At 32.8% G+C, this 26,449-nt stretch carries 25 protein-coding genes; 6 read left to right on the forward strand and 19 right to left on the reverse strand.

Going from position 1 to position 26,449, the window contains the following annotated elements; translation table 11 throughout:
* Nucleotides 1-2: 2 nt before the first annotated feature.
* Genes FUA22_RS12725 through FUA22_RS12735 form a run of 3 tightly spaced genes read right to left on the reverse strand, consistent with a single transcriptional unit; the run spans nt 3 to nt 3,107 of the window.
* Nucleotides 3-1,169, reverse strand: a complete 1,167-nt coding sequence (locus FUA22_RS12725) for an efflux RND transporter periplasmic adaptor subunit (RefSeq protein WP_147768925.1) — start codon at nt 1,167-1,169, stop codon at nt 3-5.
* Nucleotides 1,170-1,175: 6 nt separating this feature from the next.
* Nucleotides 1,176-2,498 (reverse strand): TolC family protein, encoded by a 1,323-nt coding sequence (locus FUA22_RS12730; RefSeq protein ID WP_147768927.1) that lies wholly within the window; start codon nt 2,496-2,498, stop codon nt 1,176-1,178.
* Between the two features lie 3 nt (nt 2,499-2,501).
* Nucleotides 2,502-3,107 carry a TetR/AcrR family transcriptional regulator gene (locus FUA22_RS12735; RefSeq protein ID WP_147768929.1) on the reverse strand — a complete coding sequence of 202 codons (606 nt, stop codon included), beginning with the start codon at nt 3,105-3,107 and terminating at the stop codon, nt 2,502-2,504.
* 123 nt (nt 3,108-3,230) lie between these two features.
* Between FUA22_RS12735 and FUA22_RS12740 the strand changes: the two genes are divergently transcribed.
* Complete coding sequence (locus FUA22_RS12740) at nt 3,231-4,205, forward strand: polyprenyl synthetase family protein (RefSeq protein ID WP_147768931.1); 975 nt, start codon at nt 3,231-3,233, stop codon at nt 4,203-4,205.
* A complete protein-coding gene (locus FUA22_RS12745; protein WP_147768933.1) occupies nt 4,205-4,552 on the forward strand; it encodes a hypothetical protein in 348 nt (115 codons plus the stop codon). Before FUA22_RS12740 ends, FUA22_RS12745 begins: the two co-directional genes overlap by 1 nt.
* 35 nt (nt 4,553-4,587) lie before the next feature.
* Here FUA22_RS12745 and ric read toward each other — a convergent pair whose 3' ends face one another.
* The 9 genes from ric to FUA22_RS12790 all read right to left on the reverse strand — a co-directional run bounded on the left by ric (nt 4,588) and on the right by FUA22_RS12790 (nt 12,472).
* The gene (ric, locus tag FUA22_RS12750) at nt 4,588-5,304 is read right to left on the reverse strand and encodes an iron-sulfur cluster repair di-iron protein (RefSeq protein WP_147768935.1); all 717 of its coding nucleotides are present in this window, start codon (nt 5,302-5,304) and stop codon (nt 4,588-4,590) included.
* A gap of 102 nt (nt 5,305-5,406) precedes the next feature.
* A complete protein-coding gene (locus tag FUA22_RS12755; RefSeq protein WP_147768938.1) occupies nt 5,407-6,189 on the reverse strand; it encodes an ABC transporter permease in 783 nt (260 codons plus the stop codon).
* Nucleotides 6,182-6,889 (reverse strand): ABC transporter ATP-binding protein, encoded by a 708-nt coding sequence (locus FUA22_RS12760; RefSeq protein WP_147768940.1) that lies wholly within the window; start codon nt 6,887-6,889, stop codon nt 6,182-6,184. Before FUA22_RS12760 ends, FUA22_RS12755 begins: the two co-directional genes overlap by 8 nt.
* Entirely contained in the window at nt 6,883-8,118 is a 1,236-nt protein-coding gene (locus tag FUA22_RS12765) for a nitrous oxide reductase family maturation protein NosD (RefSeq protein WP_147768942.1), read from the reverse strand. Before FUA22_RS12765 ends, FUA22_RS12760 begins: the two co-directional genes overlap by 7 nt.
* 4 nt (nt 8,119-8,122) lie before the next feature.
* The gene (locus FUA22_RS12770; RefSeq protein WP_147768944.1) at nt 8,123-8,560 is read right to left on the reverse strand and encodes a nitrous oxide reductase accessory protein NosL; all 438 of its coding nucleotides are present in this window, start codon (nt 8,558-8,560) and stop codon (nt 8,123-8,125) included.
* A 28-nt stretch (nt 8,561-8,588) separates the two neighbouring features.
* Entirely contained in the window at nt 8,589-9,188 is a 600-nt protein-coding gene (locus tag FUA22_RS12775; RefSeq protein ID WP_147768947.1) for a hypothetical protein, read from the reverse strand.
* 208 nt (nt 9,189-9,396) lie between these two features.
* Nucleotides 9,397-11,361 (reverse strand): Sec-dependent nitrous-oxide reductase, encoded by a 1,965-nt coding sequence (nosZ, locus tag FUA22_RS12780; RefSeq protein WP_147768948.1) that lies wholly within the window; start codon nt 11,359-11,361, stop codon nt 9,397-9,399.
* Nucleotides 11,362-11,386: 25 nt separating this feature from the next.
* Nucleotides 11,387-11,959 carry a fasciclin domain-containing protein gene (locus tag FUA22_RS12785; protein ID WP_147768949.1) on the reverse strand — a complete coding sequence of 191 codons (573 nt, stop codon included), beginning with the start codon at nt 11,957-11,959 and terminating at the stop codon, nt 11,387-11,389.
* 9 nt (nt 11,960-11,968) lie between these two features.
* Nucleotides 11,969-12,472: a c-type cytochrome gene (locus FUA22_RS12790; RefSeq protein WP_147768950.1), complete on the reverse strand. Its 504-nt coding sequence runs from the start codon at nt 12,470-12,472 to the stop codon at nt 11,969-11,971.
* A gap of 120 nt (nt 12,473-12,592) precedes the next feature.
* Between FUA22_RS12790 and FUA22_RS12795 the strand changes: the two genes are divergently transcribed.
* Nucleotides 12,593-13,024 (forward strand): RrF2 family transcriptional regulator, encoded by a 432-nt coding sequence (locus FUA22_RS12795; protein ID WP_147768951.1) that lies wholly within the window; start codon nt 12,593-12,595, stop codon nt 13,022-13,024.
* Between the two features lie 2 nt (nt 13,025-13,026).
* Here the strand turns inward: FUA22_RS12795 and FUA22_RS12800 are convergent, their stop codons facing one another.
* Nucleotides 13,027-13,554, reverse strand: a complete 528-nt coding sequence (locus tag FUA22_RS12800; RefSeq protein WP_147768952.1) for an alpha-ketoglutarate decarboxylase — start codon at nt 13,552-13,554, stop codon at nt 13,027-13,029.
* 159 nt (nt 13,555-13,713) lie between these two features.
* On the opposite strand from FUA22_RS12800, the gene FUA22_RS12805 reads away from it, so the two are divergent.
* On the forward strand, nt 13,714-16,458 hold the full coding sequence (locus FUA22_RS12805; RefSeq protein WP_147768953.1) for a 2-oxoglutarate dehydrogenase E1 component: 2,745 nt from the start codon (nt 13,714-13,716) through the stop codon (nt 16,456-16,458).
* Between the two features lie 38 nt (nt 16,459-16,496).
* On the forward strand, nt 16,497-17,711 hold the full coding sequence (gene odhB / locus FUA22_RS12810; protein WP_147768954.1) for a 2-oxoglutarate dehydrogenase complex dihydrolipoyllysine-residue succinyltransferase: 1,215 nt from the start codon (nt 16,497-16,499) through the stop codon (nt 17,709-17,711).
* A 485-nt stretch (nt 17,712-18,196) separates the two neighbouring features.
* Here odhB and FUA22_RS12815 read toward each other — a convergent pair whose 3' ends face one another.
* The 6 genes from FUA22_RS12815 to FUA22_RS12840 all read right to left on the reverse strand — a co-directional run bounded on the left by FUA22_RS12815 (nt 18,197) and on the right by FUA22_RS12840 (nt 25,724).
* A complete protein-coding gene (locus FUA22_RS12815) occupies nt 18,197-18,829 on the reverse strand; it encodes a response regulator (protein ID WP_147768955.1) in 633 nt (210 codons plus the stop codon).
* Between the two features lie 42 nt (nt 18,830-18,871).
* Nucleotides 18,872-19,315, reverse strand: a complete 444-nt coding sequence (locus FUA22_RS12820; RefSeq protein WP_147768956.1) for a retropepsin-like aspartic protease family protein — start codon at nt 19,313-19,315, stop codon at nt 18,872-18,874.
* Nucleotides 19,308-21,839, reverse strand: a complete 2,532-nt coding sequence (locus FUA22_RS12825; protein WP_147768957.1) for a CHAT domain-containing protein — start codon at nt 21,837-21,839, stop codon at nt 19,308-19,310. Before FUA22_RS12825 ends, FUA22_RS12820 begins: the two co-directional genes overlap by 8 nt.
* A gap of 53 nt (nt 21,840-21,892) precedes the next feature.
* A complete protein-coding gene (locus FUA22_RS12830; protein WP_147768958.1) occupies nt 21,893-23,848 on the reverse strand; it encodes a DUF7849 domain-containing protein in 1,956 nt (651 codons plus the stop codon).
* Nucleotides 23,849-24,161: 313 nt separating this feature from the next.
* Nucleotides 24,162-25,202 carry a hypothetical protein gene (locus FUA22_RS12835; protein ID WP_241664821.1) on the reverse strand — a complete coding sequence of 347 codons (1,041 nt, stop codon included), beginning with the start codon at nt 25,200-25,202 and terminating at the stop codon, nt 24,162-24,164.
* A 78-nt stretch (nt 25,203-25,280) separates the two neighbouring features.
* Nucleotides 25,281-25,724 carry a hypothetical protein gene (locus FUA22_RS12840; RefSeq protein WP_147768959.1) on the reverse strand — a complete coding sequence of 148 codons (444 nt, stop codon included), beginning with the start codon at nt 25,722-25,724 and terminating at the stop codon, nt 25,281-25,283.
* Between the two features lie 138 nt (nt 25,725-25,862).
* Here FUA22_RS12840 and FUA22_RS12845 point away from each other — a divergent pair, with 138 nt between their 5' ends.
* A complete protein-coding gene (locus FUA22_RS12845) occupies nt 25,863-26,444 on the forward strand; it encodes an RNA polymerase sigma factor (RefSeq protein ID WP_147768960.1) in 582 nt (193 codons plus the stop codon).
* The last annotated feature ends 5 nt before the right edge of the window (nt 26,445-26,449 follow it).

Below are 26,449 nucleotides of genomic sequence, written 5' to 3' on the forward strand. Positions count from 1 at the left end.
TTTTAGTTTGAAATTTCAACTTCTTGCTCGTCTTGTACACTTCTGGCACCTTCTTTAATCACAAAGTTGCCTGCTTCTAAACCTGTTAATACTTCAATAAAATCGCCTTGAGTTTTGCCGGTAGTAATAATGGTTTTTTTAGCTTTCCCCACTTTATTGTCATTAACGCCATCTACTATAAACACATATTGTTCTCCAATGCTGTTTTCTGAAATGATACTTTGAGGAATTAATATGGCTTTAGAATTTGTATAATCATTAATTTTAAGTTTTCCAGTTAAATTAGGTTTAATGTCACCATCAATATTTGGAACACCTACTTCAATTTTAAAAGCTCTGTTATTAGGATTAATGAAATGCCCAACTTGACGAATTGAATTTTGAATAGTTTTACCCAAAGCAGGAAAACTAACCTCAACCGTTTTGCCTTTAGTTACATTTGGTAAATGGCTTTCTGGAACTTCTGCTTCAATGTACATATTGTTTAAATTCACAATTCTTAATAAAGCTGACTGCCCCGGAGCTACAACACTACCTTCGTCAGAAATCACATCATCAATAATTCCTGAAAAAGGGGCTTTCACAAAAGTTTTTCCTAATTGAGATTCTAATTGTCTTACCGCATCTTGAGTGGCTTTAAATGTTGTTTCTGCTTGTAAAAACTGAATTTCAGAGCCAATTTTTTGATCCCAAAGACGTTTTTGACGTTCATAAGTTGTTTTGGCTAAAGCCGCTTGTGTTTTAGCCTGGGATAATTGCATGCTTAACCCACCGTCATCTATTTTTGCCAAGGTTTGTCCTTTATTTACCTTTTGCCCTTCCTTTACATAAACACGTGTTAATGTTCCAGAGAACTCAGGATATAATACAATATTTTGTTTAGTTTTTACATTACCCTGAATTTCTAAAAAATGATTAAAAGCCTCTTCTTTAATGGTTAAAGTTGTAATTAGAGGTAAAACTTTTTTACCGCTAAGTTTATCTAATTCAGCTTCAATTTTAGCTAAATTGCCTGATATTTCTTTTTGTTGTTTTTTTAATTCACTTCGTTTAGCTTCTATTTTTGTGATGTCTTTTGAAGCTATAATATCGTCAATAGATTTGTTTTTATCTCCACCACAAGATGTTAGTAATATGGCGCTTAATAATGTTAAATAAATATATTTCATGATGGATTATTGTTTAAGGTTTAATAAGTTTTGAAGAGCTGCTTTTTTATTTATTACATCAATAATAGCTTGTAAGTATTCTTGTTGACTACTATATAATTGTGTTTGAGCTTGTCTTAGGTCGAAACTACTGGCTATTCCTTCTCTATACTTTATATTGTTTTTCTTTTCTATTTTTTCGGCCAAAGCCAGATTTTTTTGTTTGTTGTCATATGTATCTATAGCTAATTGATATTCATTCTTGGCATTTTTGAATTCTATTGACAATTGATTTTCTGTATCAACAAGATTGTTTTTCGCAATGTCCCATTGGATTTTGGCTCGTTCTCTTTTAGCCTTACCGCCAAATGAACTAAAGATTGGAACGGTTAATTTAAATCCGCCTACGGCAGTGAATAACCAGTCTTGCTCACCATTAAAATAGTTGGAGGCGGAATCACTGTAACCTAAATAACTAGAGGAAAGAAAGGCATTAAGTTTTGGAAGTTGTTCAGATTTTTCCAATTTATATTCCAGTCTCTTGCTTTCTACATCGTTAACAGCAATTTTATAATCGATGTTGTTTGAGACTTCATGAGTGTCACCAATTAAGTTTAACGAGATATTTTCCAAGATCAAAGACTCTAATGTATCTTTTAGTTCAATAGTATTTAATTGGTCAATACCAAGTAGAATTTTCAAAACACCTTTTGAAAGGTCATGAAGTGTTTCTAGGCTTCTTAAATTATTTTCTAAACTAGAAAGTGTTAATTGTAATTGTTCAACATCTTCTTCTTCGGTTAGCCCGTTTTCAAATATCTTTTGAGTTTCTTTTAAATTTTCAGCCAACACTTTAATGTTGTTTTTGGTAATGCCTATACTTTCTTTAGTTAGTAAAGCATTATTATAGGCGCTAACCACATTAGTTTCAATTTCGTTTACCGTTTTGTTTTTTGCATTTTCTGAAATCTCTAAAAACACTTTGTTAGCTTGAAGTCCTACAATATAACCGCCATCAAAAAGTAACTGATTTAAGGTAACACTAGGTGTTAAATTATGCTTTGGAAACAAAAACCGGAATGGGTTGTCTTCCTCAAACATTTCAATATCTAAAGGTCTTTTAATATTAATTGAGTAATCTACCGCTCCACTAATTTGAGGTAACCCTCTAGCTGTTGTTTCCCATACCTGTTGTTGTGCAGCTAGAATATTTAAATCTGCATTTTTAATATTTCTATTGTTTTCTAGAGCATACTCTATGGCTTCTTGCAACGAGAAACTATGATTTTCTTGTGAAAAAAGTGTGAGACTGCTAAGTAAACTAAAAAATATGATTAGTCTATTTTTCATTTTTTATGATTGATTTGATTTTATAAACTTGTTTAAAATTTGAAGTCCTTTTTCTGTTACAATGGCTCTGAGATGATATTCTAAATAGCTTTCCATGAGGTATTCCATATCATAGATATCTAAAGGAAAAAAGGTTTCGTCTTTAATACCCATCAATCCATTAAAATACATTCTGGAAATAAAATCTACATTAATGGTATCTCTGAATAGATTGGTATCAACGCCGTTTTGTAAACTGTCTTTTACAGATTCATGCATTTTCTCGAATTGTTTAACTCGAAGTTGATTATATATTTGAGGGTAGTATTTTTTTAATTGAAATTGTGGAGATGATTTCTCACTTTTCAGATATTGTAATACAAACATTTTTATGTCGTAAAGCTCCTCAATAGGGTTGACGGAAGTATTACAAATTCCGTCTATACCTTCGCATACATTCTCAAAAACGGCAAAGGTTACAGCTTCTACTAATTTTGTTTTGTTGGCAAAATGGACGTAAATGGTTTTTTTTGATATAGCCATTTCGTTAGCTATGTCATCCATTGTCACACTTTTAAATCCAAAGTTTAAAAACAATTCTGTTGCTTTATGTATAATTTTTTCTCTCATAATGGAGTGCAAATATAGGCTGGAAACTTTAAAAACCAATAAAGTTTCCAAAGTTTTACTTTTTTTTAACACTAAGTTTGCATTAATGCTTTTTAATAAATTGAATTGATTTATTTTTGCTCAATGCTATCCATAGAAAAATACCAAGAGGAGTTTCTGTCTTTCTTAGAAGACTACACCGTAGTTAAAGAACCTAAAGGACTATATAATCCTATTCAGTACATTTTGAGTTTAGGAGGAAAGCGTCTCCGCCCAGTTTTAACTCTTATGACTGCCGATATTTTTGGAGGTAATTATAAAGACGCTCTAAATGCGGCTCTAAGTGTTGAGGTATTTCATAACTTTTCATTGGTTCATGATGATATTATGGACGATGCACCATTGAGAAGAGGCGAAGCAACTGTTCATGAAAAATGGGATATAAATACGGGAATTCTTTCTGGTGATGCCATGTTGATTATGGCGTATCAGTTATTTGAAAACTATAATGCTGAGGCATTTCAAGCTTTAGCAAAGTTATTCAGTAAAACGGCTATTGAGGTTTGTGAAGGTCAACAGTACGATGTAGATTTTGAAACTAGGATTGACGTTACTATTCCTGAGTATTTAAAAATGATTGAATACAAAACTTCTGTTTTAGTTGCTGCAGCAATGAAAATGGGAGCTATAGTTGCAAGAGCTACAGACAAAGACCAGAATAGTATTTATGAGTTTGGAAGAAACTTGGGTATTGCATTTCAATTGCAAGATGATTATTTAGATGCTTTTGGTGATCCTAAATCCTTTGGTAAACAAGTTGGAGGGGATATTATTGAAAATAAAAAAACCTATTTATATCTCAAGGCTCTTGAATTTTCTTCTGTACAAGAACAAGAGCGTTTGGAAAACTTGTACACCTTAGAGACTGATAAAAACGAAGAGAAGATATTTGTAGTTAAAGAACTATTTAAATCTACAGGTGCCGCAGAGGCTACCAAACAAGCCGTTAAAGATTATACTAATAAGGCGTTTTCCGTTTTAGAATCTTTAGATGTTTCTGAAGAGAGAAAACAACTGTTAAAAGATTTTGGAACCGGTTTAATGAGCAGAACTGTATAATGCAACTCCCCACAACTTTTGATAGTTTAGTTGAAGAGGCTAACAATTTAGATTTGTACAAGAAACTAATACTTCAGCTAAATAAAGACTTCCTTTTAGCTAATATAGATTTAGATTTTCATGAAGATATTTTGCCTTCTAGTTTAAAGTTATTGTTGCATGAAATTATCTACAAGCTCATTCAAGAAAAGTTTGCGGAATACCTTAATTTACTCTACATCATTGATGTTTCTGAAAAAGCGGTTAAATCTTTGCAAGGAGATGATACACTTAAGCTAGCTGAAGAGGTGTCATTTTTAATATTAAGGCGCGAATGGCAGAAAGTCTGGTTTCGCAATTGCTATTAACCGTTCTATATAATAACACCTCTATTTAGCTAGGGCTATAAAAAGCTTAGTTCTAGTTGTTTTGCTTTTGTGTGTAAAATATTGTTTTCTAAATGAATATGCTGATGTAAATCTTGTTCAAATTCTTCCAGTTTTGCATAAAGCGCTCTAAAAGTATTACATGCACTTTCAGGTGGCGTATAATTATTTGTTAAATCAGCAATGGTTTTGAAAATATCTCCTGCAGATTCATGTTCTTCTTCCATCATATGGATTGGATTTTTCACTGTTCCAAATGAAGGGGTTTCCAGTTGAGCACCTTCTGATTTAAGCTTTAATAACTTCTTAATATAAGGAAACAAGACAAGTTCTTCTTTCTTTAAATGAGCCGCTAATTCATTGGCAACTTCAGTAAAAAGTTGATTGATTTTAACTACTTCTGTATAATGATGCCCATGTACCTCAGCCACTCTGTTAGAATATTGAAGAATTAAAGGAATAGACTCTTCAACATAGGTATGGTGTATGTTTATAATGTGGTCAATTAAGAAATCAAGGTTCCATGAGTTATAATCATATGCTTTTGGAGCATCGTCAACTTGTAATAGTTCATTTTTAAGAATCTCATAATCTAATGCTTTTCTCTCACAAGCTTTTTCTATGGTTATACCACCACCACAGCAAAAGTCAATGCCATGTTTTTTAAAAACATGAGCCGTTTTAATGTTTTCCGCAACAACTTCAGCAACCGTTTTATTTTCTATTAAGTTCATAGTCTTTTTTAATAAAAGGATATTATTGTCTTTTATATGATAATTCAAAAATATAGATTTGACAAACCAAAAAACATGACTTTTGTTAGGCTTTGTTTTCTGCTAAAAATCCTTTTTTCTAGACTTTTTAACTATTCTAAATATTGGTAAAATAACCCAAATAGCAAGTGCAATAAAGGAGATTATTAATCCGTAGTTAGTGCCAAAAAACTTTTTAAAAATGGCTCCGGTATATCCTAATAAGGCAGAAATATCTAGCTTAAGAAGGATTAGTGTTCTAGACAAATCAATAGGGTTTAGCATGGTGCCAACTAATGATAATTTGTCTAAGGGGTAGTCTTCAAAAATAATTAATGACATTAAAAAGATACCATCATAAATAATAGCCAAGAATAACCATAACAGTATGGCGTAACCAAATCCTTTGATTTTATTTTCGTTTGATAAGGCAATATTAAAAGCTAGAGCTGTGAATATAAATGTAAGGAAAGCACCTGTAATTAGGAGTAAAGAAAAATCCCAAATGGCTGATGATTTGAACAGTCCGTATAAGATAAAAGGAATGCCCAATCCTAAAATTAAACTCATGGAAAGAGATATGGCAACACCTAAGTACTGACCAAGAAAAATAGAGGAGCGTTTTAATGGTTGTGCTAATAATAACTCGGTAAATTCTTTTGAGTTATAATAGTACATAACACCAAAAATGGTTCCTATTAATGGTACTAATACAATGATAACATTCATTAAAGTGATAACTGCTTTTGAAAGATCATTATTAAGAAATAATAAGACAATGCCTAACAATAAATAGAATGCTAGATACACGTAACTCCAACGGCTTCGCATTAAATCGTAAAAACTATATTTTAATATTTTAAGCATGATTATTAGTTAAAATTGACGCAATGGCATGTTCGAAATCTGGTTGATTGGTTTTGGTTTTTAATTCTGAAATACTGCCCTTAAAATAAATTTTGCCCTCTAATAAAAACACAATCTCATCTGACACTTCTTCAACAAAACTCATAATATGAGATGTAATAATGATGGTTTTCCCATTAGCTTTTTCAGTTTGTATTAACTCTTTTAACCTTATTAAAGAAATAGGGTCTAAGCCTGTTGTTGGCTCGTCTAAAATGATTAGTGGGCTGTCAAACATAAACGCCAGAACTATATTTACTTTTTGCTTGGTGCCACCAGATAGGTTTCCTAATTTTTTATCTAAAAAAGGTTCTAGAGTAAATACTTCTATTAAATGTTTATCAGCTTCGGTATTCCCACGTAAATCCTTAATCATTTTTATCAATTCCTTGACTTTAAGGTTGTTTGGAAAGTTGGCTATTTGTGGTAAATAATCAATTTTATGTCTATATTTAGAATTATTTTTTATGTTTTCTCCTAACACAGAAATGTCTCCTTTATTAGGAATTACCATTCCTAAAATGGATTTAATGAGGGTTGTTTTTCCAGAGCCATTGGGTCCTAATACTGCAAAAATGCCGCCTTCATTAATGGTTAAATCAACGCCACTTAAAACCACATTTTTATTGAACTTTTTATGTAGATTTTGAATACTTACCATATGATTCTTTTTGTTAATGGGTTGTTGTCTAAAAGATTGTCTGGTGTAAAAACAGGCGACACTTTTTCAGAAAAATCAATAATATCTATAAATAAGCTTCGTAGTAAAATGATAGTTTCAGGGGTTCGGTTAACAATATATGAAAACAGTTTTACAGGCCTGTACGGCACATCACCAATACCATCTTTATTTAAGTCATAACCAGTATAATTACTCCAGTAGTTTTTGTCAAATACATTATCATTCACTTTGCTATTATAAGCAATATCAAAAGAGTTATATAAAAAGTTGTTTTCGGTGAAGCTATTGGTATAACAGGCACCTCTTACCTTTATAGCCCAACCATTGTTTTCAAAGTTATTGTTTTTATACACGATTCGGTTGGAGCCTTCAATATTAATTCCAATGGTGTTTTCGGTAAATGTATTTCCAATAATTTCGGCATCATTAATTTCTTTAAGAAGCATTCCGTAGGAAGCCGTACCCCAATTTTCTCGAAAAATATTGTTATACATTTTTATTTTTTTCGAAAACATAACGGCTACTCCAGCACCATTATTCTCAAAGGTATTGTCTTGATAAATATCATCATTTGAGAACATGAAATGCAATCCGTAGCGTAGATTATTTGTACTTATATTGTTTTTTATTAAACAGTTATCTGCAAATTCTAAGTATATGCCGTCTCTTACATTTTGCACATGGTTGTGTTCTACCTCAATGTGGTTACTATACCAAAGTTGAATCCCATTACCAGAGTTGTATTCTTCAACCGCATCGCCAATAATCTTGTTATGGAATATTTTTCCGTGGTTAGATTTTTCTATATAAATACCAAAAAACAGTTTCTCTAAAACTAAATTTTTAATCTCGAAATGCTTGCTTTTTCTAACTCTTAAAGCAGCATAATCTTCTGTGTAACTTGTTCCAACATTTATTATAAAGAGGCCGTCCACTGTAACATTATCTGATGTGATGGTGATGATTTCACCTTTTAGTTCACCATCAATTATAGGGTAGTTTTTGCCGACTACAGTTAAGGGTTTGTCTATTACAATGTCGTGCTCTTTATAAGTGCCTTTTTTTACAATTATAGTGTCAAAATCTTTTGCCTGATTAATAGCTGATTTTAATGTAGTGACAGGGCACGTGCTGCACACCTCAATATTTTGTGCATTATTAAGGCATGCCATTAAAATGGCTAGTAAAAAAACAAAATGTTTTTTCATGGTGCTAGTCTTTAAAATGAGCTAGTAATTCTTCCCAGGAGTACAGCGTACCGCCTTTTTCAGCTTGTTTAGTTTCGGCTTCTGTTTTGGTTTTAAAAGCAGAAAGAAATGCTCCCATTGGGCTTGGGATATTCTCACTTATTAAAAAAGTGGATTCAGTAGCATCAATAAGTGCTTCTGGTTCTAAATAGTTGTTTGATAAGTATAATTTGATGGTAAAGGTATCAAATTCATCCATAAAATTAATCATACACTCGGTGGCATCAAATTTATAAACCTTTCCTTTTTTGGTTACTACTTCTGCCGCATGGACCTTGTCTACAATGGTCATTTTACAGAAATGACAACCATCATTTCCATAATCTATGGGTTTGGGTGAGATATTACAGCCAACAAATGTCAGCAATAATACAATTATTGAATAGTGTTTTAGTGTTTTCATTTTTTAGTGTTTTGGTCGTTTGTGATTTCTACATATGCAATGCTTTTTTGTGGATTTTCTTTCCTACTAGATGCGCAATAAATGATCCTGCAATTCCTAAACCTAAGAATAAAGAACCTAGTTGTGGGTATGAATGCGCTTTAAAATTTAAAATGTCTTTGGTGCCAAATAATGGTGGTTGAAAGCCCATAATAGAGCCATCAGGGTTAGTGAATTTCATAATTGCCTTAGGGTCTAGGTCATGACCGTAATCATGTTCCCAGAGGTAAAAATCATAGAGTCCAGCAGCACTTAAGACTATCATTAAAATGAACCAAAATAAAAACCATTTGTAGTTTCCTTTGAAGGCTATTATTAAACCAATAATGGTTGTAATAATGATTCCTATGGGAAAGATTTTGAATTCTGGAATAGCTTCAGGGATATACTTCATGCCGACATAATGATTCATAATATTAATATTCTTAATGTCGTGCGGATTGGCATCGGAAAAATCATTAATATGAATATACATTCCTAGTGGTGTAGGGTATTGCGGTGCTTCTAAAGTAATTTTCCAAAGGGGAAAAAGAAATAGCCCTAAAGGTAATAAAGCTGCAATAAGCATAATGATATTTTGCCGTTTCATCTGTAATTTTTTTATTGTTTTATATCTGTCAGATGTAATTGCGCCATTAAACATTTTGGTTGACAGTAACTAAATTGCCATGGCTCATTTCATATATCTTGAAGTTTGAGATATTTTTTTGTGTTTTAAAAAGAAAGGCGAGAGCGAAATGAATAACTCTCGCCTTGTTTAGGGAAATAAACACTAAAACAAAATTTCCCTAAGTTTTTTATTCTATGTCTTCTCCTAATGACCATCTAAGAGGCGTACTAGAATTGGCCGCAGAAACACGAACATATCCTTGCATTTCTTGATGTAGTGCCGAACAGAAATCTGTACAATAGAATGGCCAAACACCAACTTGTTTAGGTTCCCAGACAAAGGTTTCTGTTTGCCCTGGCATAATTAGTAATTCTGAAGTGTTAGCTCCAATAATACTTACGCCGTGAGGTACATCATAATCTTGTTCTAAGTTTGTGATATGGAAATATACTTTGTCACCTACCTTAATACCTTCAATATTATCAGGCGCAAAGTGACTACGTATAGTTGTCATATAAATATGCACGTCTTTACCTTCACGAACCACTTTTGTATCCGCCTCTGTTTTGGTGGCGTAAGGGTGGTTGTTTTCTTCTAACTTGAATAATTTTTTAGAACGAGGCTTAATTAAATCAGCAGGACATCCAGCTGCATAGTGAGGTTCACCTACAGTTGGGAAATCTAATAAGAGTTCCATTTTATCTCCTGAAATATCATATAGTTGAGCCGATTGTGTTACCTCTGGACCTGTAGGTAAATAACGGTCTTTTGTAATCTTATTCATGGCCACAACATACTTGCCAAAAGGCTTTTGAGAATTTCCACCAGGAATCATTAAGTGACCAACAGAGTAGTAACATGGTTGTCTATCAACAACTTCCCAAGTACCTAATTTCCATTTTACAACTTCCGAAGAAATAAAGAATGTTGTATAAGCATTTCCTTTTCCATCAAATTCTGTATGTAAAGGTCCCAAACCTGGTTGCTCAACTACACCGGCTAAAGAAGCTTCGAAATCTATGATAGGAATACCATAAGCATCTCCTGCAAAACTTTCGTTTTCAATAGCGGCTAACATTTTTGTAAATGAATGTACTGTTAAGTTTGCAGATAATTTTCCACTACCAACTATGTATTCTCCAGTTGGATCTACATCACATCCGTGAGGTGATTTTGGTGTTGGCATTAAAAATACAGCACCTGGTACATCCAATGGGTTTACAGTAAGCACCTCTTTTATCATGGTTGAAGTAGCAGAATGCGTAGACTCGTCATAAACGTTATGAGCATAATTAGCAGGCATCATAGTACCGCCGCCATTGTTAACATATTCTTCAATTTTTTTCCAGTTAACAGCTGCAATAAAATCTTTATCATTTTGAGAGGCATTAACCTCCATAAGCGTACTAGCTTCTTCGGTATTATAAGTGCTAAAGAAGAACCATCCATGAGATTTTCCTCTACCAGGGTGAGATAAATCATAGTCAAAACCAGGCATGATTAATTGGAATTTAATATCCATATGGCCATGTTCCGGATCAACAGAAATAAAAGATAAAGCACCTTTAAAGTTACCTTTGTAATCTTTTATAGGCATATCTTTTTGAGGAATAGGAATAGAGAAACGCGTTCCTGCTACTACATATTCTGTATTTTCAGTTACAAAAGAAGAACTGTGATTACCGGCACTATTTGGTACTTCAATTATTTCGGTAGTTTCAAAAGTAGATAAATCAATCTTTGCAATACGTGGTGTATTGTTACCGTTTATAAATACCCATCGGCCATCAATAACTCCGTTTGTTTGAGAAATGTCTGGGTGGTGAGAATCATCCCAAGGAACGAACCCGTGAGATGTATTAAGCATAGGCTTAGTTTCTTCGTTATACCCATAAGCTTTTTCTGCATCTTGAGAGAAAACAGGAATCACTTTAAATAAACGTCCGGATGGTAATCCGTAGACAGAAAGTTGTCCGCTAAACCCACCAGAGATAAACGCATAAAATTCATCGTGCTCTCCCGGATTTACATAAACTTTTTCTGCAGCACTACTTGACAAAGCTCCTGCATTAGAGTTTGAAGTATTATTACAACTTGTAAAAGCTACAAGAACACTTAAAAGTGCAACTGCTGATTTTAAAATATTTTTCATTGTTATATTAGATTAGTTTAAGTTTTTATTTACTTGGAGGTAAAAGAACTTTGTCAATTACATGAACAATACCGTTACCAGCTTTTACACTAGCAAGAATATTAGCGCCTCCAATTACAGGTTTACCATCAACTACTTCGACTTGTACATATTGGTTGTTTGCCTGTCCAAGTTTAGGAAGTTTCGTTAAAATAGTTGTGCTTAAATTACCTGGAGTAACATGGTATTTTAAAATATCTGCAAGGGTGCCTTTATTTTCTGGTTTTACCAAGTTTTCCACAGTGCCTTCCGGTAAAGCAGCGAATGCTGCATCTGTAGGAGCGAAAACAGTTAAAGGTCCAACGTTTACCAATGCGTTTTCTACTTGAGCAGCTTGTACAGCAGCTACTAAGGTTTTATGATCTGGAGAACCAATGGCTATTTGTAAGCAATTTGGTGTAGCTTCATCATCTTGAATAAAAGCTTGACCAGTTTTTGTGGTAGCAGTTTCAGATTCAGAAACTGTAGAGGTCGTTGAGGTTTCTTTGTTTTCATTCTTACATGCTGCGAATGCAATTAAGCATAAGACAGACAGAAGAATCTGTTTAATGGTTTTCATATTTTGGCGTTATTTTAAGGTTCTAAAGTATTCTAAGACTGCTCTGGCATCTTCTTCAGATAGACTTTGATTAGCCATAGGAGCTCCGTTAAACTCCATTAATAATGCCTTGGCCAATGGGTCTTTTTGGGTCATTTCAACCGGATTTAAAATCATGTTCATAATCCATTCTGGAGAACGACGTTCTGTAATTCCTTTTGGGGCAGGTCCAATAAATTTTTTATCCACTCTATGGCAAGCAGTACATAATTTTTTAAAGACCTCGCCACCATGAGTTGCCATTTTTTGGTCTATTTTATCATCTAGAGTTAATGATGTTATGGGGCCAATACCTTTGTTAGTAAGATCTATTTGTTTAGATGGTGGTATAGATTCATCTTTTTTTACTTCTTTTTTAACTGTGGTTTCTTTTTTTTCATAACTGAAACCTTCTTTCTTTTTTTCTTCCTTACCTCCACAGTTAAGTAGTAATGCAGTAAATAAGATAGCTATTAGTTTTAGTGGTGTTTTCATAAAAGTGGATTTTTTGCCAATAACAAAACTAGGTAGTAAAAACACCAAAAAATATGATAAAAATCATATTTAGGATGTATTCATCTTTTTTATATTTGTTATTTAATTCTGATATTTAATATGCTTTCAAATTCATCTAAATATGCCATAAAAGCAGTTCTATTTTTAGCTTTACATTCTGATGAGGAAAAAAGGGTAATGGTTAAGGATATAGCTGTGCCTATTAATGTGCCACAAGCATATTTAGCAAAATTGCTACAGCCATTGGTGAAAGAAGAATTAGTGTCCTCTGTTAGGGGGCCTAAAGGAGGGTTTTATTTAAACGAAGAAAACTTGAATCATTCAGTAATAGATATTATTCATGTTATTGATGGCGAACAGAAGCTTAATTCCTGTATGTTAAGTTTAGAAAAATGTAATGAAGAGAAACCTTGTCCGTTGCATAATATACTAGTTGCCTCAAGAAAAGATATTTTAAATAATTTAGAAAATAGAACTATTAAAGAATTAGCATTTTCTGTGGAAGAAGGTAGCGCTTTTCTCCCGCTTTAATTCTAAAAATAAAACCTTACAAAAGGTACCCACGAATCTGAGTAAATACTTCTGTTTTCATTATATAACAAGTCATACCTTATACCAAAAACAACATTGCCGCTTCTATAACCGGCTCCAAGGTATAATGCCGGAGACCAAAAATTGTCGTCAGCCAAATTTAAGTGAACATCATATCTTCTGTTAACATGGAGTTGTTCGTATTCAGCCGAAATTTGAACTTCATTGATAACATTGAATAAGCTAATTAAACTACCTCCTAGAATATTAGATTTGTAAAGTCCTTTTTGATTATTGAAAGTAGCGTTTAATCCTAAACCCAGAGCAAAATTATGATTAAACTCATATATGGCACTAGGTGCTATGGTTCCACTAAAAAAACCATCTCCAAAATTTAGCCCTAATCCACCGCCATATCTCACATTATTCCAAAAATCATCTTTATTTTTCTGAGCAGTAATTGTCTGAAAACAGAAAAGGGAAACTAATAAAATAATGAGGGTTTTTTTATAAAATGAAGAAAATTGCATAGTCAAAATGAGATATTATTAAAAAATTAACAACAAAACAAACATATTCGCTAAATGCTTATTATAAGGTATAAATATAGACAAAGAATCATCTATTTTTGGCAAAAGTTGTATTTTTGGCAAATATTTTGACTAACCTTTACGGGACTAAAAATAGCGATGGATAAATTTTCATTTTTAAATACAGCACATACAGCATATTTTGCTGATTTGTACGATCAATATTTGCAAAATCCTGATAGTGTTGAACCTAGTTGGAGAGCCTTTTTTCAAGGTTATGATTTTGGTAGTGAGAACTACGGTTTAGATGGTGAGATTGTTGAGGGCGTTACAACCCAGATACCAGAACATCTTCATAAAGAGTTTCAAGTTGTTAAGCTTATTGATGGTTATAGAATGCGTGGGCATTTATTTACCAAAACAAACCCAGTTAGAACAAGAAGAGCATATTTCCCAACTTTAGAGTTAAAAAATTTCGAGCTTTCCGAAAACGATTTAGATACGGTATTTTCTGCTGGTGAGATTTTAGGTTTAGAAGCACAACCTTTACGCGAAATCATTAAGCACTTAGAACAAATTTATTGTGATTCTATTGGCGTTGAATATATGTATTTGCGTAACCCAGATGTGATTAAATGGTGGCAAGATAAACTGAATGTTAACGATAACCACCCAGAATACTCAACAGAAACTAAAAAGTATATACTTTCAAAATTAAATCAGGCGGTGACGTTTGAGAATTTTTTACAAACCAAATATGTTGGTCAAAAACGTTTTTCGTTAGAAGGAGGAGAGTCTTTAATTCCAGCTATTAGTAATACGCTTTATAATGCGGTTGAAAAGTTTGGAGTTAAGGAATGTGTTTTAGGAATGGCACACCGTGGTCGATTAAGTACATTGGTTAATATTTTTAGAAAACCATTACATGAACTATTTAGCGAGTTTGAAGGTAAAGATTTTGAGGATCAAGATATTGATGGTGATGTAAAATATCACTTAGGATTAACGCTTGATAAAACCTATCAAAACGGAAAGTCTATTAAGATGAATTTGGTGCCAAATCCATCACATTTAGAAACTGTTGGTCCGGTAGCTGAAGGAATTACAAGAGCTAAAATTGATGATGATTATGATGGTGATGACTCTAAAATATTACCAATATTAGTACATGGAGATGCGGCTATTGCTGGTCAAGGAATAGCTTATGAGGTGGCTCAAATGAGTATGCTTAATGGTTATAAGACAGGAGGAACTATTCACATAGTAGTTAATAACCAAATTGGATTTACCACCAATTATTTAGATGCGCGTTCAAGCACCTATTGTACAGATGTTGCTAAAGTAACGCTGTCACCTGTATTGCATGTTAATGCTGATGATGCTGAGGCGGTTGCACATGCTATTGAAATGGCATTGGATTACAGAATGCGTTTCAAAAAAGACGTTTATATTGATTTGTTAGGGTATAGAAAGTACGGGCATAATGAAGGTGATGAACCGCGTTTTACTCAGCCTAAACTTTATAAAAATATAGCAAGACACCCAAATCCTTTTAAGGTATACTCCGAAAAGCTTATTGCTGAAGGAGCTATTGATAAAGCTTATTCTGATGGTATCGTAGCAGAATTTAAAGGGACTCTTGAAAGCGAATATGCTAAGGCTAAAGAATCAAATTCTTCCAAAGTTAGAGAGTTTATGCAAGAACGTTGGACGGATTTTACGCGTAGAGGATTAGATGCTATGCTTAAAACCATAGACACTAAATATCCGGAAGAAAATCTTAAGAAGATTTCAAAGGTGGTTTCTACAGTTCCGGAAGGTGTTAAGTTTTTACGTAAAGCTGTTCGTATTTTAGATGGACGTGAAAAAATGGTTTTTGAGACTGATAAACTTGATTGGGGTATGGCTGAAACCTTGGCTTATGGTAGTTTATTAGAAGAAGGTTTTAATGTTAGAATTTCTGGACAAGATGTTGAACGAGGAACATTTAGCCATCGTCATGCTATTTTGCGTGATGAAATTTCTGAAGAACGCATCAATCTTTTAAATACTAATCCAGAGAATAAAGGCGAAATGTCTATTTACAATTCGTTTCTTTCTGAATATGGTGTTCTTGGTTTTGATTATGGTTATGCCATGGCAAACCCAAATACACTAACAATTTGGGAAGCGCAGTTTGGAGATTTTAGTAATGGTGCTCAAATTATTTTCGATCAATATTTATCGGCAGCCGAAGATAAATGGAAAGCCCAAAATGGAGTAGTTGTATTATTACCTCATGGTTATGAAGGACAAGGTTCAGAGCATTCATCAGCTAGAATGGAACGTTATCTACAATTGTGTGCTAATGATAATATGATAGTTGCAGATTGTACAACACCCGCAAGTTTTTTCCATTTGTTGCGTCGTCAAATGAAACGTGACTATAGAAAACCTCTAATAGTATTTACGCCGAAAAGTTTATTGAGACATCCTAAGGCAGTTTCTTCAATTAAAGAATTGGCTAACGGAAAGTTTGAAGAAGTAATTGATGATACTATGAATCCTGATAAAGTTAAAAAGCTAGTTTTTTGTACTGGTAAATTCTATTACGAATTATTGGCAGAAAGAGAAGTTCTTAATAGAAAGGATGTTGCATTGATAAGAATGGAGCAATTGTTTCCGCTACATTTAGATAGAATTCAAGAAATTATCAGTCGTTATCCAAATGCAGAAAAATATATTTGGGCGCAAGAAGAACCTAAAAATATGGGGGCTTGGGGCTTTATGGCACAACGCTTGGATATTGTTAAACTAGAAGTTTGTGCAAGACCGTACAACTCTGTTCCAGCACCAGGTTCTAGCGCCAGAGATAAAAGAAGACAGCGTCAGGTAATTATGGACGTTTTTGATACAAAAGAATAAAAAAGAAAAATTTTAGAATACAATTAAAATTATTACAGATGATTTTAGAAATGAAAGTGCCATCACCAGGAGAATCTATTACAGAAGTAGAAATAGCTACATGGTTAGTAGAAGATGGAGATTATGTTGAAAAAGACCAAGCTATTGCGGAAGTAGATAGTGATAAAGCAACATTAGAACTTCCGGCAGAGGCTAGTGGTACTATAACATTAAAAGCTGAAGAAGGAGATGCTGTAGAGGTTGGTGCTGTTGTATGTCATATAGATACTAGTGCAGAAAAACCTGAAGGAGGTGAAGCGGTTAAGGCAGAAGTTAAGGAGGAAGCCCCAAAAGTTGAAGCAGCTGCAAGTACACCAGCTCAACAACCAACAACTTATGCTACAGGTAGTGCAAGTCCTGCTGCCAAAAAGATTTTAGCCGAAAAAGGTATTGATGCAGCCTCTATAAATGGAACAGGTAAGGATGGTAGAGTTACTAAAGAAGACGCTATTAAAGTAGTGCCTTCAATGGGAACACCAACTGGTGGAAGCAGAGGAACTTCAAGAAGTAAAATGTCTATGTTACGAAGAAAGGTAGCTGAAAGACTTGTTGAAGCTAAAAACACTACGGCTATGTTAACCACTTTTAATGAGGTTGATATGTCTCCAATTTTTGCTTTAAGAAGTGAGTACAAGGAAACCTTTAAAGCAAAACATGGTGTTGGCCTAGGTTTTATGAGTTTCTTTACTTTGGCAGTGGTTCGTGCATTAAAAATGTATCCAGCTGTTAATTCTATGATTGACGGTAAAGAAATGTTAAGCTATGATTTCTGTGATATAAGTATTGCTGTTTCGGGACCAAAGGGATTAATGGTTCCTGTAATTAGAAATGCAGAAAATTTAAGTTTTAGAGGTGTAGAATCTGAAGTTAAACGTTTAGCAATACGTGCTAGAGAAGGACAAATTACTGTTGATGAAATGACTGGAGGAACATTCACCATTACAAATGGAGGGGTGTTTGGAAGTATGTTATCTACGCCAATTATAAACCCTCCACAAAGTGGTATTTTGGGTATGCATAATATTGTAGAACGTCCTGTTGCTGTTAACGGTAACGTAGAAATTAGACCAATTATGTATGTAGCACTATCTTATGATCATAGAATTATTGATGGTAAAGAAAGTGTAGGATTCTTGGTAGCTGTGAAAGAAGCTTTAGAAAATCCGGTGGAAATCTTAATGAATAACGATGTTAAGAAAGCCTTAGAATTATAATATTATTATTAATTTGTAGAAAAAGGGGATGCTATTAATAGCATCCCCTTTTTTGTTACCATATATTTCTAACTAACTAAAACAAATAAAAGATTAATGGAAATTATGATAATAACTAGTATGGTTAATCCAACTATACAGCATTTATCAAGAAGTCTATTTTCACTTTCCATGGTAACGTAATTATTATAAAGGGAGACTTGAGGAAAAACTCTGCACCATGAAGATGCAGAGTTATAAATAATTCTATCTCTCAAAAAAGAATTATATAATAGCTTAATAGCAGATATAAAATTAGTGTTCAAGAATCAGAAAAAAAATAAGCACTTCTACGTATTTTTCAGGGATGAGGTAGGTATATAAAAAATGAAAGCTCCAGATCACAATGATACTAGAGCTTTCTTAATTCTCCCTAAGAACTAATTAATAGCAGTGTAAAGATAAGTTATAAGTGAGATTTAAAAAATACGCAGTTCTACGTATTTTTATAAATGAGTCTTGTTGAGGTTTGCCCAAATTGATAGTGAAGTGGGTTTGTTATCTAACCCTAATTTAGCCACAATATTACTACGGTGTTTATCAACAGTTCTTACTGAAATAGATAATTCTTCAGCAATATCGTTACTGGTTTTATTTTCAGAAATGAGCTTCACTATTTTCAGTTCAGACTTTGTTAAAAGATCTATAGCGTCCAAATGGCTATTTAAGGGGCTTGATTCTAAATAATCAGCTATTTCCTCACTAAAATATGGTTTGTTGTTTACAACATGTTCTATGCAGGTTTCAATTTCTTCTACAGCAAATTCTTTTAAAATATACCCGTAAACATTCAATGCTTTGGCTTGATCAAAAACCTCTTCTTCTTTATCAAAAGTGATAAGGATGACTTTTGTAGGTAAATTATTTTTTTGACAATCTTCAGCAATTTCTAAACCCGTTTTGTGCGGCATTCTAATATCAAGAATAGCAATTTCAGGTTTTAACTTTACTATTAAATTATAAGCAGCATTCCCGTCAGTAGCACTTCCAATAATATTAAAACCTTTTGAAGTTAAAAAATCAGTTAACCCTCTAAGCATCAAAGGATGATCGTCTGCAATTACGATTGAGGTATTCATTTAGAGAGAAGAATTGCTATTAATTGTGATTTATAAAAGAATTTATAATTTTAAATATAGATATTTCTTTTGATAATCTATTATACCTTTACCTTTTTTTAATATGTCTGCACCAATAATACCATCTACTGGTTCTGAATTGTGGTTAATTAGGGCGGTGTTAACATGGGTTAAATTGAAAAGAACCAAAACAACCTTGTTATGACTCCATTTTCCGATTTTTACTTTGTTTTTTTTTGACATTTTCGTTTCCATATCAATTGCGCCAGCACCTGCAGCTTTTATTTCGGAATCTTCTGCTTTAAGCTTGAAAGTTTCAACGCCTTCAAACCCTACGCAAGAACTTGAAGCACCAGTGTCTAATATAAATAGTCCCTTTTGACCATTTATAGAAGCCTTTACTTCAAAATGATTGGTTTTGGTAAGGTGTAATTTTACTTTGGTGTAACCTCTTTCAAGTAAAAATTCCTGTAGTGTCTTATCCATGAGGCTTTTTAAATTTAGTGCGTAAAAATACTATAATCAAAATGATTAATGCTGAAATTATAACATAGAATAAATAGGAAGAGGTGATAGGTTTTGTAAGTTCGCCATAGTAAACAAAAGCACCCCAATAGTACGGAGATTTTTTTGTGTTGCTGATGGACTCATTTTCTAAATACGCTAGTTTAGATAACTGATTAGAATAATGGGCAGATTGCGTATCACTATAATTTTCGTAAAATGATTGCATGATTTTCGAGGTTGATAAATCATTTATCTGCCATAATGAGAATAATAGATTTCTGGCACCAGAGTATTGAAATCCTCTGGCAATACTCATGGCATCTTCAGCTTTATATAGTTTGCCTTTGCCAGTTTCGCAGGCACTTAAAACCACAAGGTTAGGGTTCAAGTTAAGACTGTATAATTCATTTAAATATAAAGTCTCGTCATAAAAATCTATGTTGGCTGGTTTTCCAGAAACGCCATGACTGGAATGAGTTGATAAATGTAACATGCCATAATTTGAGGCATTCTTTAGGAAGTTCGCTTTAGTGGCTTCTTTGTTCATTAACATTTTCGAAGCCATTTCTTTTTTAATAGCATTTGCTTCGTCTATAGAATAGGTGAGTGTTTTGTTTGAGTTTTTGAAAACAGGGAAAAACCCTAATAAGTTGTTATTAGATTTAGAGTTATTGTCTGTTGTATAAAAATAAGCACTAGAGTTATAAATAATATTTTGAGATTTTACAATAAAGGGCATTTTAGAGAATGCAGTGGTATTGGTTTCTTCTTTTAAAAGTGTTTCAAAAGGAATAAAGTTTAGCCACCAATCAGGAATAATGATGATTTTGTTAAAGCTGGAAACGGCATCAAAATTTAACAGCTTATACAACTTAAATGCCTGCGATGAGAAATTGGAAATATCGTTGTTTATGATAGAAACATTATCAAAAAGAGAAATGAAATCAACAATGGATTTTTCAGTTTTATCTGTATTATCAATTTTATTTAGTTCAATATTGGAGTTTGAAATTATAAATTGATAAATGGCATGTTTGCCATAGAAATATTCTACTAAAACCGCATTATCTTCATGTAATTTATTTTGTAAATTTTTGATAGAAATGAGGTTCTCTAATCCCGGATATTTATCTGAGATTGCGTTTTTTAGGGATTTTATTTTAAGACTTATATCACTTAACTGTTTGCTCAAAGTAGTTATTTGGGAGGCTCGGTTTTTATCTAATTGCTCAAGAACCAATTTGCTTGTAATGTGTTCTTGATCTTTCAAAAGGTTAAATTCTTGAATGAGTAAAGAGTCTGTCGGGTGTTTTTGTAAACGTTGTTTTTTTTGGAACATTTCTTTTAAAGTGAACACTTTGCTGTTCTCAGAATATTCAAAAGCCTTTAATATATATGTCGTGTCTTTTGTTTTTTGAAACGCACTATAAAGAATAGCAATACATTTTTCACTTCGTTTTCTATAGTTGGATTGGTTATATATTATTGTTTCTTGTGAGGTCCAGGTATCCTTTAATAAATCTGATACATAAAAACTTAAATCGTAACTTTTTAAAGCTAAATCAGAATTAGTTTCAATCTCAGAATACAAATCGAAAATATCAATGAATTTGTTTTCGGCGTAAAGCTGTTCTTTGATAGGTAAATTGTTAAAATTGGCATTAGGAATTAATGTTTTAAGTGCTGTTTGAATTGATTGTAATGCTTTATTTGAATTTTTGTTTAAAAGGTAAATTTGCGCTTCTTCAATATAAACTTGGGCTATTTCTCTTTTTTGTAAACTTTCAATGGCTAATCTTTTCTTTTTAAACTTTTGAAATAGGGTTAAGGCTTTTTCATATTGGCCTTCTTGAATGGCCATTTTGTAATTCTGTTTATTATCTAAAGAAGTAGGGATAATTTCTAATGCAATTTGGCTTTCAGCATTGATATTAATTAGATTTTGTTTTTGAGAGCTTGTTATATTGGGGTAATTAATAAAACTGGAAGTTAGTTTAATAGCTGTTTCATGCCTTCCGATAGCGTAATAGAGTTGGGCAAGATTAATGGCGCCACTAATTTCGTGTTGTGGTTTATTGTTCTTTTTAGCTAAATAAGAATACTGCTTTATGGTGCTTTCGGCGTTGGTGTAATCATTGGTTTTGGTGTATAAATTACCTAAGGGAATGAGACAGCTTTCAATAATGTCAAAGTCCGATAGTTTTGAAAGCTCGTAATCATTAAAACGTTTTACGGCATCTTCATAGGTGATAATGGCGTCTTTTAATCTGGAATGGGTATCTAAATAATGCCCTTTATGACTCTGTAAAAAAACCAAAGCCAATTGTTCATCTTTGGTTTTTACTTGTGATTTAAATTGTGCTTCTTGTTTTGCTAAAGTTTGAAATGTAGCTTCACTTGGTTGGGCCATAAACGTTTCCGCAGCCACATAAATGGATTCTTCAAGGTCTTGAGAAAAGCAAAAGCCATGGATGAGGATAAAAAGGAAAAGTAGTTTTTTCATTAAAAAATTTATTCACAAAATTGACCTGCCAAATGCGCCATAGGCACTAGCCTCTAGAATTTCCAGATGGCAAAGAATTGCCAGTAATTAAAATTGTCTTCAAAATTCAAAATATAACGCGCGCCTAGGCTTGGGCCAATACGTGAGAAACCGGCAGTAGCCTCAAATAACAATCCGGTTCTTAAATTGGTGAATGAATTGGACTCACTTGTATTATCTGATATGGTATTGATAACTGGAGCATCAGGAAAAACACCTTCAAACTGCTCAATTAAAACTGCGTTTTCTCGTTTCTCGCTTATAGAAATGGTATTCTGCAAACCAACACCTAAACCTACAAAGTTATTTACATTATACTTAAGTAGAATAGGGATATCCCAATCTATGTTTTCATAACTTGAGCTTGTAGTGGTTAGTTGCCTGAACCTAAATCCTTGGGCATCATCAATAATTTCTTCAAGAACATTTATATCGGAATCATAGCTATGAAAATTATTCATAAGTTCAACTTGCCAATACCAGCGGTATGATTTATAAGGAGATACTGTTGCACCAATGAAATAACTGTCAGAATTATTCAAATCACTAAATGAATTATAACCTGTTTTTACTCCAATAGAGATTCCAGGTAAGAACCTTGTAGTAGAGTAATTGGTAATAATCGGTTCGTTTTTATCAAAAATAATAGCGGTTCTACTTTTCGTTTTTTTCTTATGGAAGTCTTTAGCAAACTTTATCTTATACTTTACAAAACCCTTTGTAGAATCATATTCTTTAACGTTTTTCTGTTCACTTCCGGGTAAATAAATGTTTTTAAATGTGAATATGGCTTGTTTCTCTGTGAAGGTTGTGTCTAAACAACTATATAGCACCTCACGTTTTGGGCAAATATCACATTTAGGGTACATGTCTGTTACTTCTAAAGTAGATTTATCCAGCATTTCAGGAATATCCGTTTCTAACCGAATGGTTCTTGCGGGACCTTCACCGTTGTTTTGAAATTTGATTTTATATTTCAGGGTTTTAAAGCGAACAAATCTGTAGTTCATAAAAGTACCGTTAGAAGACATTTTATTTGGGTCATGTGATGTGACAATTTCCATTTCCATGTCCTTCACTTTATGATTATCATAATTAGAATCTGGCACATAAATACCTCGCACCGAAATAATAGCGCTGGTGTCTTTTATCATTTCGGGGGTGGTTTTTAAACTGAAAAAGATGTTGCGTTCTTCATTGGGTTGCATATTATCAAACTCCAACAAACTCCAGTTTTTATAAATAGATTGTGATTCTTGAATACTTAAAGGAAGATTCATTTTTTCTGTGGAATCTTGTATTGTTATAGAGCTTTCAATAATATCATTATTTATTGAAGCTAAATACGTTCGGTCGTCATCAATATTGTGGGAGTATGCAAAACCAGTATCAGATATATCTTTTTCATTATGATGGGTTCTAGTTTCGATTAGTTCAAAATTGTCATTCTTGTATTTGAGTTCGTTGTAAAATAAGTATAGCTTCCCGTTGGTAATATATTCTTTGGTGTTTTTATAACTTACTATGGTAACCATTTCTTGGTCTGGCACAGGTTCTCTATTCCGTTTTAAAGTGAAATCTTCATCCATAGAAGCTACGTCTTGATAATCTTCGGGTACATTTGTGACAGCAATTTTTTTGGGACGTGTGGTAGGTGGTTTTCCATTATCGTAATTGTTAGTTGCCCACAGTTTCACTTCGTATTCGCCTTTGTCTTTATAAATGTGTTTGGGTTCTTTTTCTTTGCTGTATTTTCCATCACCAAACTCCCAGTGATAGGTGTAAAAAGCTTTTGGTGCTCCTGCTATTTGAATTAATTCTGGTGTTTCTGGTTTAAACTCCACAGAATTTCCTTGAGTATTGTAATTTATGTTGGCTGTCCTTGTTAACGTATCTGTTTCAATAGTCTGCTGGGAAAAACCAAAAATACTAAGTAAAAAAAATAATGAAAAAAGTAAGCTTTTGGGCATAACAAAATTGTTTAGGTGTTTAAATATACAAAGACTTATTTTTAAGTAAGATTTATTATTAATCACTGCAGTTAATTACAATCATTACTATGTTGGCAATTATGACCAATAAAATTATAATTGTTAGAATTACGGCTAATATGGAAATGCTTTTTTTCATCTCTGTTTAATTTATCTACTATTATATAAACTTAGTTGTTGTTTTGTTACCCATGAAAGATAAAAGCCAGAAACTGGGGGTTTCTGGCTTTAAATAAATAGGTTAGTAATTTGGGTAAACCATTTAAAAGTAGGTCATTAAAAAAAACTATGCTTATGGTAAATTGTTAATCAAATTCATCAGTTGAGCTTCGGTTACTACGTTGGTGTCATCCTCGGTAATAACAATAGTTCCGTTTTCAGCAATATTTACTCCTTTAATAGCATATTTCCAGTTTCCGTTTTCTTCGGTTACAAAAATCACATGACATTCTAAACCAACTGGGATTTGACCATAGTGCTCAGAGAACAAACCAGTTTCTGTGTTATAGGTATCTAAATTTGCTAACCCTGTTTCTTCACCATCATATGATAAATAAAGTGCACAGTTTGTGTTGTCATAACCATCAGGTGCATCTACTAAAATAGTTGTTTTAGGCCTTGGGTCATTGTAAAATCTATCAACATTACTCCACCCAAAGTCATGTACAAAAGCATAGTATTGGTTTCCTTCAGCAAAAAGACCACCTTCACCTTGAGGTCCACCAGCTCCGTCGCGCTTATCTTCTTCCCAAGCTAAATTTCCATCTTCGTCAAAAGTACCATTCCAAAGAATCATATCATTATCTGTACCTCCAGTTAGTGCAGAAGGAATAGATAACTGTAAATTACAATTTGTGTCTAATGCCTGCCCGTTTTGAGTAGCTTCAATAAAGAATTCTCCACCAGAAATCAATAAGGCTTTGTCTCCGTTAGGTAAAACACCCATAGTAGGCTTATTTGTTAGTAGCATGTTTCCTTTGTCAAAAAGTTCAACAAAATCTAAGTCTATAGCTCCTGTGACTGTAATACCGTTTAATGTTAAACAGTTAGCATTAATACCAATATTTACTCCTTTTTCTGAAGTTAGGTTAACCCAACCATCTTCTGCATTAAATTGAAAAGTCTGTGTTAAATCTTCAAGAACTTCATCTTGAATAGCTTTGAATTCTTCTGCAGATGCTAGGTCAATTGGGAAATCATCTCCATCATCATTGCTTGTACAGCTGGCAAGTAATAAAGCTGTTATAATAAATGTACCGAATAAATAACTTAAAGTTTTTAATTGAGCAATTACGCTTTTTCTGTTTTTTGTAAATGTGTTATAAGTTTTCATAATATTAATTTTTAATTGTTATTCAAGGTTATATAAACAGGGTAACTATTTTGTTACCCTGTTTTGGTAATTATTTTTTTATTGTTGAGGTTGACTAATGATTATTTTATCTACAATAGCATCGCCAGAAGCTACTAATTCTATCATTTTATGTGCATAGGCTTCAGTAGATGAATATCCTTTGGCAAAACCTGTTGCAGTTTTAACTTCCCAGAAATAATTTCTTTTTGCGGTATTGTTAACTTCAGATTTTAAAACAAAGTAACTTTTGATTTCTTTTCCGGTTACAACTTCGCCAGAGCTAGATAATGCAATCATTTTTTTTGCTTGTTCTAAAGACAATGATGTTCCAGAGTAAGTACTTTTAGTAGTTTCAACTTTCCACTCAAAAACTTGAGCAATGTTGTTTTTCTTAATTTCAACCACTTCTTTTAAAGTGTTAAGGTTCTTGTTTGCATTGGTAGCATTTATGTTTAATACTGATAACACTACGGTTCCGATAATTAAAATTGATTTTCTCATGATTTTAAATTTTTATGGATTAATTAAATTTTGTTTCGTCTTAATTTTTGACTGTTACACCCTTATATCAAAACCATTTAAAATTTGTTACCCTTTTATTTCAAACTTTTTTTACTTTAGTAGCAAATACAAGGGTTAATGAGCGAAAAAAAAATTCACAAAGACCAGAAATACATTGATGGATTACTACAGAATAACTCGTTTATTATTCAATCTATTTATGATAAGTATGTTCCTAAAGTGGTAAATTATATAAAGCAGAATAGTGGTAGTGCAGACGAAGCTCAAGATGTTATTCAAGAAACCCTAATAACTATTTACAATCAGGCAAGTCAAAAGAAGTTACAATTAACTTGTCCTTTTGATGCCTATTTCTTTTTGTTGTGTAAGCGGAAATGGTTGAACGAATTAAAAAAATCTTCTAATAAAGAGGTAACAATTAATGAGGAAGTATTATCTAAAGATGACGGGACTCAAGAACTAGCTTTTGAAACATCAGTTTTTGGTGAAAAACAAGCGCTTTTTTCAGAAATGTTCAATAATTTGGGGAAAGCCTGTAAAGATTTGTTAACGGCAACTTTTAAGATTAAATCAATGGAAGAAGTAGCCAAAAGTTTAGGTGTTACATATGCCTATGCCAGAAAAAAGAAATCTTTATGTATTGGTAAGTTAACCGAACTGGTTCAAGGGTCACCTAAATTTAACCAACTTAATAGTTAATTGTC

The organism is Seonamhaeicola maritimus (assembly GCF_008056315.1).
Lineage (GTDB): Bacteria > Bacteroidota > Bacteroidia > Flavobacteriales > Flavobacteriaceae > Seonamhaeicola > Seonamhaeicola maritimus.